We start from the raw sequence: 13,993 nt of genomic DNA on the forward strand, positions 1-13,993 counted from the left end.
CCCAGCATGGTCTGGATTGCAACGGATGTGCCCGGACTATACAGGATGATAAAATCAGAATGAATGTTGATTTTAAAGGTTTTTTTGGACTTCCCCGGACGGGGATGGACAGGATACTGGTGCCGAAGGCCGGAATCGAACCGGCACGCCTCGCGGCGGTGGTCGCTTATCCAGCAAGCTGATCTAAGCTATTGAATCAACAGCTACAATTTCGCCACTTCGACAATCTACACAAGCAATTCTACCGTGTAAAAGCACCTGCAAAATAACTGGGGTTTATATGCAGGTCAAGAAAGATCGTTATCTCGTCTTAGATTTATGCGGAAACTACTATGTAAGGATCACCATCCCTGCATATATGCGTCATCTGTTTGAACAGAAGCGCTATTTCGTAAAGAGCACAGGAACAAGTGACATAAGGCAAGCAAGGCTATTCAGAGACGCTATAGCCGTTGAATGGGCACGTTTACGGGAACAGGTTAAACCTAAAGAAGCCAGCAAGATTGAAAAGGCTATTGAAGAGCTAAAATCAGCCAGTACAAGTGCATTTGAAATGCCGATGCAGCAATTCAGTAGTGTGCAATCTGGCGGTGTCCCTACCCTACTTATGATGCGTGACATCTACATTTTGAAATTCAGTGAGAAGAGAAAGCTCACTACCCTATCCAAAACCAATAAAGCGGTTGAAGTACTGTTATTACACCTCAAAAAACGTGATGTGAAGTTGAAGGATGTGAACAGAACAACAGTAACAGCCTGGATAGATAGCCTTAAGGAAGATAAGGCCGCACAGACAATACAAAACTACATTAGCTCCCTTGCTCAGATTTGGGATCTGGCTAGGAACCGGTATCACGATGCACCACAGGATAACCCTTGGCGTGGTCACGCTTTGGAAGCAAAAAGCAGTAAGGTGAGTTACCAACCGTTCACAGTGTCAGAGTTAGCAAAAGTATTTGCTGCATTAAACGGTGACGAAGAGATGCAAGCAGTTACATTAATTGGGATGTATAGCGGGATGCGACTCAATGAGATCTGTTCACTGAAATCAGAAAGTATCAAGACAATCGAGGGTGTATTGTGTTTTGAAATCAAGGAGGGGAAAACGAAATCAGCAGCAAGAATTGTCCCTGTGCATAGTCAATTAAAGGGGTTGGTTATTAGGCTGCAACAAAAGCCTTATGACGGCTTCCTTTTCTACCGTGCATCAATCACAGACCGTGCAGACGGCAAGCGCTCTACGTGGCACACACAACGATTTACTAGGGCTAAGCGTAAGGCTTTGGGAGAAAATGGAAATGAATATAAAGTTTTCCATTCGTTAAGGGGAATGTTTATAAGCCAGTTGGATAGAGAAAAAATACCTGAAGACCGTATCGCTTTGCTTGCAGGACACGAGCGCGGCAATACGGAAAGTTTTAAAACATATTCGAAAAACTCCGCTTCGCCTGCTGAGTTATCAGAATATATTGAGAAAGTCGCTTTCGAAATAAAATCAGGCGATAACTGATAGATTTATCGGCGCGAGAGCATAAGAAGAACGTTCTGCGCCTTAGCCTTATTCATAGAAATAATGCTGCTAACACCTTGAAGATATCCCCGATTGAAAGCTGTTGGCTCACTGGCAATGTTGATTCATACCAGACAAACAGCACAGCGATGATGCACCAAGCAAAAGCCAGCTTACTCTCTGGCTCTTCTTCTTTCTTGTTACGTTGAAACATCGATCACCATCCAGAGACTGAGGATTGTAGCGCCTGGGTAGTGCGTTTCATTCCCTGATCAAAGATTGCAGTAACGTTAGTGTTAATTGCCCTGCTAAACTCACTATCATTAACGCCTGTATTAGCATTCACGATAATGTCAGGAATGTTAACGATAACAGGTTGCGGCTTCTGATAGCCTACAGGCTGAGACATAGCCCCTTTAGGACTGAAAGCATTGATCATCTGTTGAGCGCTGCTATCAAGCTGGTTAGGCTTTTCACCCAGGATAGGGGCGAACATATTGGAAGTGTTCTGTGCTGCTTCCTGAGACCTGCTACTAAACCCTTTGATCCAGTTCCAGAGTGCATCCCCAGACGCGCTAGCATTCGCTACAGCAGCAGGATCAGCGCCAGCTATACCCGTGTTAGGGTTGACAGGTGCAGGCTTGAAGCTAAGAGCGTTAGACACATCCTTGCGCTGTTCTGGCGTCACTTCGTTGCGATGGAAGAGATTAGACAGGCTTTCTTTTGTCTCCCGAATACTCTTAACCAGGCTTCCCAATTGAGTGATGAAATCACCCACTTGTTGCCCCATCCATTTTGCAGCGGGAAGCAAATCGTGCAAAGCTTCTTTCAACTGGTCACTACTGCCTACAGCGTCTAATACACCGTTGCTAAACTCGTTGCTAAGCCCTTGTGAAGCCTGATCGAGTACAGCGCTAAACTGTGTAGCCTTAGCCGTATTGTTAGCAGTTTCATCAGTGAGGTTGGCCCCTGCATACGTCATCTGTTTAATAACGTCTACAAGCCCCTGACCGTTATTCTTAAGCGCTGGCAACAGGTATGTAAGCTGATCACCTAACGATTCAATCAGGTTTGCAGTCTGTGCATCTGATAGCCCTTTCTGCTGTCCTGCATTCACTGTAGCCTGAATGAAATCTAAAGGATTCTTGCTAAAGCTGGCGATTGTATCTTTATCCCAGCCGAATTGGTTGGCAATATCGCCCACGGCCCCGCCGCCGCTCCATTCCCCTTGTTTATTCAGTGTGGCATTGTTTACGAAGTCACCGATCTTTTCCCTGGTATCTTTAATCTGATCACCTGATTTCTCATTGTTCGCATCAATGAAGCCAGCGGCTTTCTGTGCCTGAGTGAGAGCTAGCAGACTGTTGGCATTGATCCCAAGAGATTTAGCAGTGTTAATTACTTCACGGTTTGCTTCTGTCGTGTCGCGCACTGTATCGATTGCTTTGCTTAAGCCCAGCCCCACAGCACCCACACCCAAAGCACCTACGCCAGCAGCGCCCAAACCGCCTAACAAGCCCTCTGAAAGGCTTCCTTTCTTCACAAAGTCCCTAGCGGCTCCACCTGCGACACCTCCGGCAAATCCGTGACCGCCTCCAGCACCGCCAGCACCAGCGCCGCCGCCTTCCGCTTTACGTCTCTGTGCAGCAGCACGGCGCAACAGTGTGATCTGTTCCCTGATCTCTAAGTTGGTACGTGCAACGCTCTGGCGTCCGTGTTCCAGTTCCCGCGCCTGTCGGTGAATCTCACGACTCACTTTGTTCTCTTCGTCTGCTGTGCGTCCTACAATGCCGTTAAGCTGTAGAAGCGCTGAGCGGCGTTTTAAGTCGGCTTGCTCTGTACGTCTTGCCCCTGCAAGGGCTTCCCTGTCTGCGGCCTTCTGTGCGCGTTCTACGGCTTTCTGGTCAGTGAGTTGCTTACGTGCATTCTGTGCCTTCACTCGGGCAAGTTCACGCTCTGCCTTTTTCTGACTGTCATTAAACTTTTTAGCAGGTGCCTGGCGCACTTTGACAGATTCAGAATATTTCTTTAGTTGCTCAATAGATTTCTTTGCATCATTGAAAGATTTTCTATCAACTTTAAAATCTACAACGTTCGTTAGCTTCTGAACATTCATCCTAACGATTCCCCTTTAATATTTAAATGTAGTTTACATAATCGCTTTGATTATTTGCTTTGGTTGTCTACAGCTTTCTTTAGCGCTGCATCCAGTGATAATCCGTCTCTGTGAATGTAAGATTTAACTGTGCTGTATTTCACATCAAGTAGCTTACACATCCAGCTAACATTAATAGCGCTTTCGTGTTTGTTTAAATCAACTTCAATATGTGTTCCGGCACTCTTTAGGATCATTTGCATTATTAATTCACTCTCTCTTTATAAATAAAAAAAGGGACGAAGCCTTTAAGCCCCGCCCCTTATGGCTTAGACCCTAAGATCTAAAGATGTTAGATATTGCCTGTAACGCCACCATAGATGATTGCTTGCGGCTGCTGGACAACAGGCAGGATGCTAACCTCTGTATGTACACCAGGGAAGCCCCAGCGCTGATCATAGGTGAGATAGCTACCGATTCCGTTATCATCTAATACGTGGCTTTCCATATGGCGTACAGCCTTCCCTACGTGCAGATCAAACAGCGATGCACCAATCAGGCGAGGAACAGCAACAAAGCCGTCTTTGTCTGCCAGGTATTTTTCATACTGAGGCAAGCCGCCGATATCCAAGAACACAACACCATTCAATTCCCATTTACGGGCCTTATTCAGGTTAGGTGCGATCTGTGTCAGTGGGTTGGCATCGTTGTTAAACGCCATAGTAAACTGTACGAAGTCTTTAATAGACTTGTGACGCTTGAAGGCTTTAGCAGACTTACCAGCACACAGCACGATCATAGATTCGCGGTAGCTTTCCAGACCTAACAGCTTAGTACCCATAATGCGGCTAATGTCGTCCAGTTGTTCGAAGATATCAACACCGGAAGTATTATCAACATTCAGAGTGAAGCGCGTGCGCTCTTGCTCGAACTCTGCGAAGAAGTCTAGATCCTTCTGTCCCGCATATGTAGAACGGGCTACACCAGTCATTACAGCCTGTGCTAAACGATCTTCAACAAAGTTGGTTGCCATTACAAGCTGGCGATCAGAATATGCCTGTAGCTGAGCCACGGCCTGATCAGTGCGGTCAAAGATACCGAAACGGAGTTGTGTCTCCAGGTCTTTGCTGCTCACGTCATTGGTGATTGCTGAGTGAATCAGTTGATAGTTGTACGCCTGCCATTTTTTAGACGGGGCTGAGTTCCAATCGCTTTGGGCGTATGGCATTGTCTCAGTACTAATAAAGTTTACGCCGTCTGCTTCCTGACGCTCGATCAGAATTTCGTTGCTTGCGTGGCGCTGAGTTTGGAATAGATTGCTGTCTAGCAGAATCTTATTCTGTACGTTTGGCACTTCAAAGGTGTTAGCGATAGAAACATTACTACCGAAAATTTCACGTAGATCCATTATTATATTCCTTATTGATTAGGTAGTAGGTAGAGCAAATTCAGCCCACGATGCGAAACGGTATTTATCAGCGGCCATAGCTGCGATAATTACACTACGATCAGCACCTTCACCAAATACCAGAGCCTGGTCTTTAAGAATGGTATGCTCTTTAGCTGCAATAACGACAAATCGATCACCAGCGAAAGCAGGTTCAACAATAACGCCAGCAATAGATGTTTCTGCATCTGCAATCAGTGAGCCATTAGCGGCGATAACACTACCAACAACCAGATCAGCGCTAAGCGCTTCCGGTAGTTCCAGCTTGCGATCCTGTAGTACGCCGTCACCTGAATAGGCCACGACTGCGTGACGAAAGTCTACGCTTTTAAAAATACGACCAAAACGAGCCATAATTATTTTTCCTTAAGTTTAAATAGTTCAGACACGATATTTAATACCATTCACCAAATCTTGTAATGTTGGTTTAGGTGTTGCTGTATCTGATTTAGTGATTGTTGCTTCGAGCTTAGATTTTCGTGCCTGAATAACAATATTGTTTGCTTCTTCCAGGTCATCCACAAACAAAGTTACTGGAACTTTTTCACCTGTAAGAAACTCGGAAGCTTTTTTAACTTCCAGTGCAGTAGAGTTTGAGTGTTTAGCAATAAACTCTAAGTCACACTTATTAAATCCTGTGACGTTACAAGATTTTAATATACGTTGTTTCGCGTCTGGCGCGTTGAGTAATACCATTTGATTTTATACCTTGTGGGATGCGTATTATTTTACGCAGATAGATATAAAAAAAGTCCCCTCGGGTTAATCAGACCGTCAACAGGGATACTTTTGTATATAATTTAAAAGGATATCTAATAAGCTACATTTAGAGTTTCTCACGTTCTAACGTGTCTTAATTTTAAGTGCTTCTCAGCACTATTAACGGACGCTAATCAGCTAATGCTTTTAGAATGTAATATTCTTTAAAAAATCTACTCTCTAGGAAGAGTAGATAAACGTTTAAGGAGAAACGTAGATATGTCAGGACAAAACCCAATGATAGATTTTTGAAAGAATACTAAGACTAGAAAAGAAAAAGGGGGGAGAACCACGCCCCCACAATTTCTAACCACTGTCCAATAAGGAAAAGACAAACCACAGGGCAGGATCGGTGAACCGTGGTCTATCTAACTTCGTAGCCGTAAGTGCTTGAAGTAGAGGAAAGAACACTAATCTCCCCCCATACCTTTATAATACAACATCTTTAGATCTTTGTCAATAGTTTTTGCGTATTATTTTACGCAAATTCATCAACTTCTTTGATCCCTTCTTCCTCTGCTACCAGACGGGCTAAATCAAACTGGTGGTACACCTGATCATCAATAATGCTGGCTTCTGAGTTGAGCCATTCGAGCTGGTCATTTAGCAAGGCTTTAAGCGTTTCCGCTTCACCGTCACGCAATGCAAAGTCTTTGCTGTCTGCGGTGGCCGCGATAAACCGCACAATCGCTGTAAGCTTGTCTGAGGCGGTTTTTAGCAGTGCTGCCACTTCTGCTAGGCTTTTCTGTGAAAGCGTGTCAGAGAAGCGTAGAGACGCTTCAATGATTGGCATATAGTGGGCGTCTTCAAATTCCCACACAAGGGAACGGAAGTAAGTGAAAGCGCCTGAATGCTCTGTAGTTGGATCGATACGTTCGTTATTAGTGGATTTTGTCATCTAACATTTCCTCGTCTGTTACTTGTCTGTAGTTAAAATAATTCCATTCTTCGTAATCATCAGCCGATAGGAAGCCTAAAGCTTCCCATTTATGCGGCTCAATTCCGTTAGGTTTAGTTGTCTTGGTCTTGCGGGGTTTGTAGTAAACCCCTTTCACAGAGGTGATATCTGAAACAGCTTTATATTCTTCCTGTGAAAGAGGCTTGCTATCTTCTTCTATTACTACCATCGCATAACCAGATGGTAAACTTCTAATTTCCTTTGCTAGTCTTCTTTTCTGCTTATATTTCATAACAGAAAGATCTAATCTAGTTTCGTCCTTAGTTGGTAATTGATTATTGTTATAGGGTTTAGCCACGTCTTAAATCCCAATGTCTATTTTTATTATAAAGTCCCTGCAATCCATCAACGCTATTACAGTTATCTTTCACTCGGTGAATTTCACTGCGATCCACACCGCCGATCAGGACGTTATCGGATGCCTTAGCTTGCATAGGACAGCCAATCACCTGCATCTGTCCGTAGAAATACGCATCGTGTAATCTCTGCCAGGGGTTATCAGCATAAATATCGCTGTCGTTGAATTTCGTGCTTACTTCTACCTGTCCGACTCGCTCCGTTCGCTCAATAGCGCCACCTGTAGCGGCGGCTATGTCGATGTTCCAGCGTGCTGCCAGGTATTGAAGGGCGGATAGAATAGAGTTGTATAGGATAAGGCAACGTTTGTTATTCTGTTGCCCGATACTCTCAAAGTACTGGTTGATGATTTCTAATAGTTGCTCGTCTGTAATCTGTGTGGCATCTGCATAGATTGAGCGTCTAACAAATCCTAGTAACTGTGTATCAACTAACATAATAAGTATTCACCTCTCCGCTTTCGTTAAATAGGTTTCCAAAGTAATCCGGTAGAATGTTGCTTAGCTCTTTAAGAAGCATAAGGCGATCATAATCAAACTTGCTACCGCTGCTAACGTTCTTGAATAAGTCGGAGTATTTAAGGGCAAATCCGAATAACGCGCTTTCGTATGTTCCAAGGTTTCCAGATTCCTTAATCCGTTTCATTTCCAGTGCTGCTAGTAAGCAGTCGTAATGCTGTTCTTTATTGGTCATCGGTGTATCTCGTTTGGTAGTAGTAAGCTATTTCTTTGTTTCTGTGAATGTAAGACGTGTATAAAATCCCGTCTTCTGCATAGTTGTAGGGATCGAAATCCCCGACAATGTATTTTGTATTGGCTATGTCCTGAGTTAATGCAACTCGGTGACGCCAGCGCATTTCCTTAAAGGTCATCGGATCGGCGTCTTCATCAGAAAGTTTCCGTGATTAGGAGTTTTCAGAATGGTTCGCACTGTGTCCGGTGTATGATCAAAGAATAATTCACATTGTTCTTAGTCTTCGCCTAACTTCTCGGCATACTCTATAAAATCCTGTTCGTGTTTATCTTCGGTATACTTAATAAAAAACTTCTTGTCAGTCGTTAACATTTCCCACCTCTACAATCTTTATTCCCTGATTAACTTTTACATAAGACGGACAGTTACCGCGTCGAATGTATTGGATAGCACCAAAATCGATCAGCTTATTAATAGCTGTACTTAGATAAGTTTGTGTGCCTTTGTGGTTTTCCTGGTATGCCTTAACTGTAAACTCAAAATAACCTAAAGCGTTGTCTAGGCTTCTGGCTCGTTCGGTTTGGTCTTGCATAAACTGGAATAATTGGGCTTGCAGGGGGGATAGGCTAATATTCTGGTTTGTTCTTTCGTTACTTAAAATCAAGTCATTGCTCCTTTAGTTAAAATGGTTCCTCGCACTCTTGTTTTGTGTATGTGCGTAATGGTGTTTTGTTATTTGCTACGCGGCGTTTGGCTTCTTCTAACGCATCATCCTGATCCGAAGAAGTGCGGATAGGTAAAACGTTATAACGTTTAAGATCTCTAACAGGCGGCGTGTATCCGTGTATCAGTTCGGGGATAATGTCATTATCATCGCTATAAGCCTCGGTGACGGCTTCCACTGCTGGCGCTGGCGTTTGTACGTCCTGCACCTGTTCAGGCTCTTGTTTGGCTTCCTGTTGCCTCTCAGACGGTAGCGGTAATACTTCGTATAAGTGACTGTTACCAGGGCGCTCTACAATAGACAGGAGACCCATAGCTACTAGGTTCTTAACTTCCCTGCGGATCACCTGCTCTGATCCAAGATTGAGCGTCTTAGACATTCCACCCATAGAAGGAAAAGCCTGTCTATTGTTGTTCCTGAATCCTGCAATGTAAGAATAAATTATCTTAGCGTTAGTGCTGATACTGTGCGACTTTCCGTTATGTTCGATCTCGCTCAGTAGTAAGATCTCGTAGCTTAATTGGATGTGTGGTTTCATTGTGTTTTATTCCGTTAGTGGGCATTGTATAATCTCCTCATTGCACATTACCCTTCCCTTATTATTCGTTAGCTTCTACGAGCTTTTTAGCACGATAAAGGTTTACGCCGTGGCGTAACATTTTACCGTAATCTAGATCGCCGCGATGCTCTGCTACTCTGGCTGTATTCATCACTTTTAACGCTTCTTTGTCGCCGTCTACAGAGTTAGTTAGTAAAATGAATACGTGGTTACAATCGATGTATTTACGAGGCTTCCCGCCTTGAGTTAAACGTGTTGGCATTGGTTGCTCCTTATTTTAGAAATAGAAAAACACCGTCCAGCTATTTAGCTGACAGTGCATTGTAAAGCGCTTTTGTTAGTTGATAATTTCATTGTAACGCATAATCATTACAATGTCAATTGATTTATTTAATATTTTTTCACTCGTTTAATGTACCACAACACCACCTCTGAGTACAAGCACTTTATACACTCATCTATAACGCTCTGTAACGCATCCTAAGCGCTTCCACATCACCTGAACACATTAACCTCTAAGACCCTATCAGCGCTTCCTGTGCAGCATACGCAATAAGATCTTGTGCCGTGGAGTACTCCACCTTACAGGCGGCACATATTCCCCTGTAAAAAGCCTGCACTCACCAGACAGAGACAGACAAACTTTAGTTTGTTGGTTGATTGGATGGGGATAGATGCAGGTTTGAACGTGGTAGCGTAGCGTGACAGGTTATTACCTCACGGTGCATAGCTTCGCTATTGCCGTAGGCATTGCACGTAGTAGATGATCAGGAAGTGTTTCAGCGGGTAGCTGAACAGATAGAACAATCAGCCAACCCTAACAAGGGCAGGCCCATTAGTTGACCTGGTACGCGCCAGCGTAAGATTATTTGGCTACGCCAAAGATTTGTTTGGCGGGTAACGCCTAAAGATCATAATAAAAGATTTATTCTTATAGTTATTCTTATGTTTATTCTTATTATCTATCACCGGTAATAGAGGTGGGTCTGTTACGGGCAATAGAGGTAGGGCTATTATGGGTAATAGAGGTCTGCAATAGGGTTATTGCCCGTAATAGGGGTAGCTCTGCATAACAGGTACTTTGTTATTAAGCTGAAATTAAGCTTATATTAGCCCGTTATTATCTGGTATGTCCGGCATAACTACACCTGCACTATCACCACAAAATTGTGCGAACAAATACCCGTTAAAATGGAATGACAAGCTAAAGCCGCACACAGCAAGGCTTAAGGGTAATGTGTGAAAGTAGAATGAAAGTACTTTGCCCCACAATACCCACTTATGCTGAACGAGTTTTCTCGTTTTAATTTTTACCTGAAAAACACCTGATTTTCTGTGCAAGATGTATCTAAATAGTTATAGTTTCATAAGTACACCATTAATCACCTTACGTTACTACTCTACCCCCTCCAGATAGGTGCAATTCTCTACTTAACACAATGTAGATTCTGTAAACTAGAAACCACAAACCCAGTGATAGCAAGGCTTCCCGCTTGTTACGTGCAACAGCGGAGCGCTCACCGATGCTTTATGCAGCGTTTATGCACTGATTATTCACTTTTGTGCAATAATGATTTCAAAAGAAATAGTTTCGGATAGATATTTGATCGGCTTGAAACGTCAGATCAGGGGGGCGGGAAAATTCGCCCCTAAGCAGTGAATGAGTGCGCTTGATAAATTACACATCCTTGTGCGGCTATCTTCCCTTCTCCCTGGTGTGGGGGTGAATGAGTGTAGACGACATTGCTGTCATTATACGCATACCCAAAAAAGATCTTTACATCTATTTAAGGCCAATGTAGCCTCCCACTTATCAAATCAACACAGGAGTAAATAAGAATGAAAGCAGCAGCAATTTTAGAAGTGAGCGAGACAAAGGCAATCATTGAAGAACTGGAGCAGCAAGGAAACGATTTAGTAGCCGATGTGTGTCGTGTTATGGCTGTGTGCCTGCTCCGCGTGTCAGATGCAATCAATCTGCGTTACAGCGACTTTGAACGCAGTACGTTGAAGATCGTAGAGCAGAAGACAGGGAAGAAAAAGGAGATTGAAAATCTGCCAGCCTCAATCCTGGATATGGTGGCTAATCGTCGTGCGGCCTACCCCAAAGACACGTTTATCTTTGCTGGCAAGGGCAACCGCTGCAAAAAGGACACGCCAGTAAGCCGCGTATACGTCTCAACGTCGATCAAGAAGGTGGCAACAAAGTTAGATATTGAAGGAACAATCAGCGCTCACAGCTTCCGCAAGTATGGCGCTACACAGGTGCTAGATAAAACAAGAGACTTAGCACAGGTTAGCGATCTTCTGAATCACACTAACTTCCAGAGTACCAAAGCTTATCTAAAGCTAAGTGCTAAAAGTGCAGGCATTGCAGTGTCACACATTGAAATCTAAGGGGTTTACATAAGAGAAGTTGCAATAACGCTAGAAATATCTGGAGATACCCTCCAAACAACAATGAGGATGATAACTGCATTACTTGTTGTTTTGATTGTAAAAGTAAACCAAACTATAAACTTAGAAATGAAAAGGGTATTAGATGAAAGTTAAGATTATTGCGTCTTTGGCTGTTTTTGGTTCTCTGTTGCTTTCTGGCTGTGTAACTCGTTATGTGCAAGTGCCAGCGCCTGTAGCGGCTCCGGCGGCTCCAGCTCCAGCTTCTACAGTGAGCATCGTTAACGTGTCTGTGTGCAAGTTTATGGCTACGTATGACGGCGATACATACTCAACATTGCCAGCCGTAATGCTAGTGACTTTCTCAGACGGCGATCAGTGGGTGAAGTTGCCTAATGGTAGTAACTTCCGTGTGTGGGATAAAGGGCCGCTGAAAGGTGATCACACAATGGCTTATTACATCCGTTCAAAGTTGAAGAACGGCGGCACGGCAGTGGGCAGCGCGAACCACTGCAAGTAACAAGAACGGGGTTATCTTACGATTTCCCTTTTCAGATAAGATCTTAAGATCTATTGAGGCTTGAGTTATGAAGAATTGCGCGCTTCATACGTTTTATGGCGGGTTAATGGGGCTGAGTGTAACGGGCTGTGCGGTGTTGGTGTTCCTTCTCGGGGCGCTGTTCGCCATCGATGCCAACGCCTACCAACAGAAGACATTACAGCTTGTAGATGAGTTTGAAACAGACAACAAAAGGATATGTTTTTATGAAGATGCTCAACGCTCGGAAACAGTCGAAAAGAAACTATCGCAACAGTGTGCTGCGGTCTTGGTTGTCGCAGTTGATTAGGAATATGTGGGCTAAGCGGATAACCGCTGTGCTCCTGGTGGTACAGTTCATCGCGCTTATTGTTCTTATAAGAGCTTAAGAAGCCCACACTCAATGAATTAATGCTTTTATTGAAAGCTGTGAGACTATGTTTTCAATAGATTTTGGAGGGCTGGCATAGTGCTGGCCTTTTTTGTATCCTTCTCTCTAAACATCTTTGGAGGGTAAGCCAATGACACAGAAGAAAGAGTACTATCACCCGCTCACGGCAGACGAATTAGCAAAGGCTAAGCTGTTCAAGATCAGCGCTGAGATTGATTTAGAGCTATACAGGACGTTTAAAGCGGAGTGTGGCGCTAGGGGCTTAAAGATGAAGGAAGAAATAGCCAAGGCTATCGCCAATCACCTTAAGCTTTTAAAAAAGGCTAACAAGGAATAGTTAAATAAAAGCTATTTTTAGACAATGGAAGCCATTAAACCCTAATGCTATCCACTCGCCTAATCATACTAACAGCCTGCTCATAGCAGCCTTGGCAGTATCGGCCCCATACTTTGTCAAGTCTGATGGGCCTACATAGTTAACATATGAAGGTAAACTTTCTCTGAAATATTTATGGGCTATAGAAGCAGATGCAATAGCAGTGTCAAATTCAGGGGTATATCCATTAGCAAAATGTTCTGAGTTGAAATGAGCAATAACATTGCTCCTGAATTTAAGCATCTCTTTCCAATATAAATTGAATTCCTTCGCAGTAATACCTAGTTCTGAAAACAATACTTCCCGCAAATGAGCGTGATCCTCAACAATATTTTTCCAGTGAGTACCCTCAGCATCAGAGCCAAAAACCTTACACCAATTTATACAGGCATCACCGAGCAAAGCATTACAGATAGTTCTGTACGGATGGAGATCACCAGTGTAGGAATCTAAGTCATCTAGATGTTTATATATGGCAAAAAAGACGTGGATTGACCGGGAAAATATTGCTAGACACATCATACTGTTTTCTAAGGCTTTAACTTTAACTTCGTCCATATTATGAGACCAATTACATATCCATTGATTGAATTTTAGGCATAGTACAACAAAAGCCCCGTTGGTGGTAATAGCAACAAGCGGAGCGAAGCGACTTCATCAATTGTCCAGAATGATCACACCTTATCAGGATAACCGTGTACCGTTAGGAGCGTGGCTGAGACGCTGGCAGAGCCGGATCTGTAGCTACCGGGGCATATACCACCATAGACCTGTTTACGCAGCCATAAGGCCGCACATCGGGCTTAAATGCGTGTGATCAATCGTGTCTTGGTATAAGGTTTAGAGATGCTGGCACATCTTCCGGCTTCAAAGGAAACAGCAGTACAAGGTTGAGCCTGGAAACTACTTGCCACAGCGTGATAACATACCAAAGCCATTAACAAACGCAGTGGCTTTTATACGGGAAAGAGTTTAGACAATTTCTAGGAGCAAGAAAGATAGAGTAAACATCCTATCTGCTTGATTTTCCTAAGAAAAGTGTAAATGGTGCCGAAGGCCGGAATCGAACCGGCACGCCTCGCGGCGGTTGATTTTGAATCAACTGCGTCTACCGATTTCGCCACTTCGGCACTGAAGGGTATGCGGAAAACGTTGAGGATTATACCGTTACCCCCTGTTTCCGCAACCC

Annotated in this window: 18 protein-coding genes and 1 tRNA gene; 5 read left to right on the plus strand and 14 right to left on the minus strand. The window is 43.7% G+C overall.

All coding sequences use genetic code 11. The annotated features are described in order from the left end of the window. Positions 1-280 precede the first annotated feature (280 nt). Positions 281-1,510, plus strand: a complete 1,230-nt coding sequence (locus tag P2R09_RS18200; protein ID WP_275771784.1) for a site-specific integrase — start codon at positions 281-283, stop codon at positions 1,508-1,510. Between the two features lie 52 nt (positions 1,511-1,562). On the opposite strand, the gene P2R09_RS18205 is transcribed toward P2R09_RS18200, so the two are convergent. The 12 genes from P2R09_RS18205 to P2R09_RS18260 all read right to left on the minus strand — a co-directional run bounded on the left by P2R09_RS18205 (position 1,563) and on the right by P2R09_RS18260 (position 9,364). Beyond that, the gene (locus P2R09_RS18205; protein ID WP_275771785.1) at positions 1,563-1,724 is read right to left on the minus strand and encodes a hypothetical protein; all 162 of its coding nucleotides are present in this window, start codon (positions 1,722-1,724) and stop codon (positions 1,563-1,565) included. A gap of 3 nt (positions 1,725-1,727) precedes the next feature. Continuing rightward, entirely contained in the window at positions 1,728-3,626 is a 1,899-nt protein-coding gene (locus P2R09_RS18210) for a hypothetical protein (RefSeq protein ID WP_275771787.1), read from the minus strand. 331 nt (positions 3,627-3,957) lie between these two features. Next, complete coding sequence (locus tag P2R09_RS18215) at positions 3,958-5,013, minus strand: hypothetical protein (RefSeq protein ID WP_275771789.1); 1,056 nt, start codon at positions 5,011-5,013, stop codon at positions 3,958-3,960. 18 nt (positions 5,014-5,031) lie between these two features. Next, positions 5,032-5,406 (minus strand): hypothetical protein, encoded by a 375-nt coding sequence (locus tag P2R09_RS18220; RefSeq protein WP_267412509.1) that lies wholly within the window; start codon positions 5,404-5,406, stop codon positions 5,032-5,034. A 27-nt stretch (positions 5,407-5,433) separates the two neighbouring features. After that, positions 5,434-5,748, minus strand: coding sequence for a hypothetical protein (locus tag P2R09_RS18225; protein ID WP_267412508.1), 315 nt, complete (start codon positions 5,746-5,748; stop codon positions 5,434-5,436). 541 nt (positions 5,749-6,289) lie between these two features. Beyond that, a complete protein-coding gene (locus P2R09_RS18230) occupies positions 6,290-6,709 on the minus strand; it encodes a hypothetical protein (protein WP_267412507.1) in 420 nt (139 codons plus the stop codon). Next, complete coding sequence (locus P2R09_RS18235; RefSeq protein WP_267412506.1) at positions 6,693-7,067, minus strand: hypothetical protein; 375 nt, start codon at positions 7,065-7,067, stop codon at positions 6,693-6,695. The genes P2R09_RS18230 and P2R09_RS18235 overlap by 17 nt, the downstream gene beginning before the upstream one ends. Then, positions 7,060-7,563, minus strand: coding sequence for a hypothetical protein (locus P2R09_RS18240; protein WP_267412505.1), 504 nt, complete (start codon positions 7,561-7,563; stop codon positions 7,060-7,062). Before P2R09_RS18240 ends, P2R09_RS18235 begins: the two co-directional genes overlap by 8 nt. Continuing rightward, positions 7,553-7,819 (minus strand): hypothetical protein, encoded by a 267-nt coding sequence (locus tag P2R09_RS18245; RefSeq protein WP_267412504.1) that lies wholly within the window; start codon positions 7,817-7,819, stop codon positions 7,553-7,555. Before P2R09_RS18245 ends, P2R09_RS18240 begins: the two co-directional genes overlap by 11 nt. A 358-nt stretch (positions 7,820-8,177) precedes the next feature. Further along, positions 8,178-8,483, minus strand: a complete 306-nt coding sequence (locus P2R09_RS18250) for a hypothetical protein (protein ID WP_275771795.1) — start codon at positions 8,481-8,483, stop codon at positions 8,178-8,180. Between the two features lie 16 nt (positions 8,484-8,499). Then, positions 8,500-9,081 (minus strand): helix-turn-helix domain-containing protein, encoded by a 582-nt coding sequence (locus P2R09_RS18255; RefSeq protein ID WP_275771797.1) that lies wholly within the window; start codon positions 9,079-9,081, stop codon positions 8,500-8,502. 61 nt (positions 9,082-9,142) lie between these two features. Further along, the gene (locus tag P2R09_RS18260; protein WP_275771799.1) at positions 9,143-9,364 is read right to left on the minus strand and encodes a hypothetical protein; all 222 of its coding nucleotides are present in this window, start codon (positions 9,362-9,364) and stop codon (positions 9,143-9,145) included. 1,577 nt (positions 9,365-10,941) lie between these two features. Here P2R09_RS18260 and P2R09_RS18265 point away from each other — a divergent pair. From P2R09_RS18265 to P2R09_RS18280, 4 genes are all read left to right on the plus strand, one after another. Beyond that, positions 10,942-11,499: a tyrosine-type recombinase/integrase gene (locus P2R09_RS18265; RefSeq protein ID WP_275771801.1), complete on the plus strand. Its 558-nt coding sequence runs from the start codon at positions 10,942-10,944 to the stop codon at positions 11,497-11,499. Positions 11,500-11,644: 145 nt separating this feature from the next. After that, a complete protein-coding gene (locus P2R09_RS18270; RefSeq protein WP_275771803.1) occupies positions 11,645-12,019 on the plus strand; it encodes a hypothetical protein in 375 nt (124 codons plus the stop codon). Positions 12,020-12,086: 67 nt separating this feature from the next. Then, on the plus strand, positions 12,087-12,347 hold the full coding sequence (locus tag P2R09_RS18275; RefSeq protein ID WP_267412497.1) for a hypothetical protein: 261 nt from the start codon (positions 12,087-12,089) through the stop codon (positions 12,345-12,347). Positions 12,348-12,558: 211 nt separating this feature from the next. Further along, positions 12,559-12,765 carry a hypothetical protein gene (locus P2R09_RS18280; RefSeq protein ID WP_008925479.1) on the plus strand — a complete coding sequence of 69 codons (207 nt, stop codon included), beginning with the start codon at positions 12,559-12,561 and terminating at the stop codon, positions 12,763-12,765. Positions 12,766-12,828: 63 nt separating this feature from the next. On the opposite strand, the gene P2R09_RS18285 is transcribed toward P2R09_RS18280, so the two are convergent. Together P2R09_RS18285 and P2R09_RS18290 are read right to left on the minus strand one after the other, a co-directional pair. Then, positions 12,829-13,362, minus strand: coding sequence for a hypothetical protein (locus P2R09_RS18285; protein WP_267412496.1), 534 nt, complete (start codon positions 13,360-13,362; stop codon positions 12,829-12,831). 487 nt (positions 13,363-13,849) lie between these two features. Then, positions 13,850-13,934, minus strand: a tRNA-Leu gene (locus tag P2R09_RS18290). Positions 13,935-13,993: the final 59 nt, after the last annotated feature.

It is taken from the genome of Pantoea sp. Cr_R13, from assembly GCF_029222565.1.
Classification (GTDB): domain Bacteria; phylum Pseudomonadota; class Gammaproteobacteria; order Enterobacterales; family Enterobacteriaceae; genus Pantoea; species Pantoea eucalypti.

Excerpts from the sequence above, each read along its gene's own strand:
- P2R09_RS18200 (WP_275771784.1), top strand. The coding sequence starts at position 281 with ATGCAGGTCAAGAAAGATCGTTATCTCGTCTTAGATTTATGCGGAAAC.
- P2R09_RS18205 (WP_275771785.1), bottom strand. The coding sequence starts at position 1,724 with ATGTTTCAACGTAACAAGAAAGAAGAAGAGCCAGAGAGTAAGCTGGCT.
- P2R09_RS18210 (WP_275771787.1), bottom strand. The coding sequence starts at position 3,626 with ATGAATGTTCAGAAGCTAACGAACGTTGTAGATTTTAAAGTTGATAGA.
- P2R09_RS18215 (WP_275771789.1), bottom strand. The coding sequence starts at position 5,013 with ATGGATCTACGTGAAATTTTCGGTAGTAATGTTTCTATCGCTAACACC.
- P2R09_RS18220 (WP_267412509.1), bottom strand. The coding sequence starts at position 5,406 with ATGGCTCGTTTTGGTCGTATTTTTAAAAGCGTAGACTTTCGTCACGCA.
- P2R09_RS18225 (WP_267412508.1), bottom strand. The coding sequence starts at position 5,748 with ATGGTATTACTCAACGCGCCAGACGCGAAACAACGTATATTAAAATCT.
- P2R09_RS18230 (WP_267412507.1), bottom strand. The coding sequence starts at position 6,709 with ATGACAAAATCCACTAATAACGAACGTATCGATCCAACTACAGAGCAT.
- P2R09_RS18240 (WP_267412505.1), bottom strand. The coding sequence starts at position 7,563 with ATGTTAGTTGATACACAGTTACTAGGATTTGTTAGACGCTCAATCTAT.
- P2R09_RS18245 (WP_267412504.1), bottom strand. The coding sequence starts at position 7,819 with ATGACCAATAAAGAACAGCATTACGACTGCTTACTAGCAGCACTGGAA.
- P2R09_RS18255 (WP_275771797.1), bottom strand. The coding sequence starts at position 9,081 with ATGAAACCACACATCCAATTAAGCTACGAGATCTTACTACTGAGCGAG.
- P2R09_RS18260 (WP_275771799.1), bottom strand. The coding sequence starts at position 9,364 with ATGCCAACACGTTTAACTCAAGGCGGGAAGCCTCGTAAATACATCGAT.
- P2R09_RS18265 (WP_275771801.1), top strand. The coding sequence starts at position 10,942 with ATGAAAGCAGCAGCAATTTTAGAAGTGAGCGAGACAAAGGCAATCATT.
- P2R09_RS18270 (WP_275771803.1), top strand. The coding sequence starts at position 11,645 with ATGAAAGTTAAGATTATTGCGTCTTTGGCTGTTTTTGGTTCTCTGTTG.
- P2R09_RS18275 (WP_267412497.1), top strand. The coding sequence starts at position 12,087 with ATGAAGAATTGCGCGCTTCATACGTTTTATGGCGGGTTAATGGGGCTG.
- P2R09_RS18280 (WP_008925479.1), top strand. The coding sequence starts at position 12,559 with ATGACACAGAAGAAAGAGTACTATCACCCGCTCACGGCAGACGAATTA.
- P2R09_RS18285 (WP_267412496.1), bottom strand. The coding sequence starts at position 13,362 with ATGGACGAAGTTAAAGTTAAAGCCTTAGAAAACAGTATGATGTGTCTA.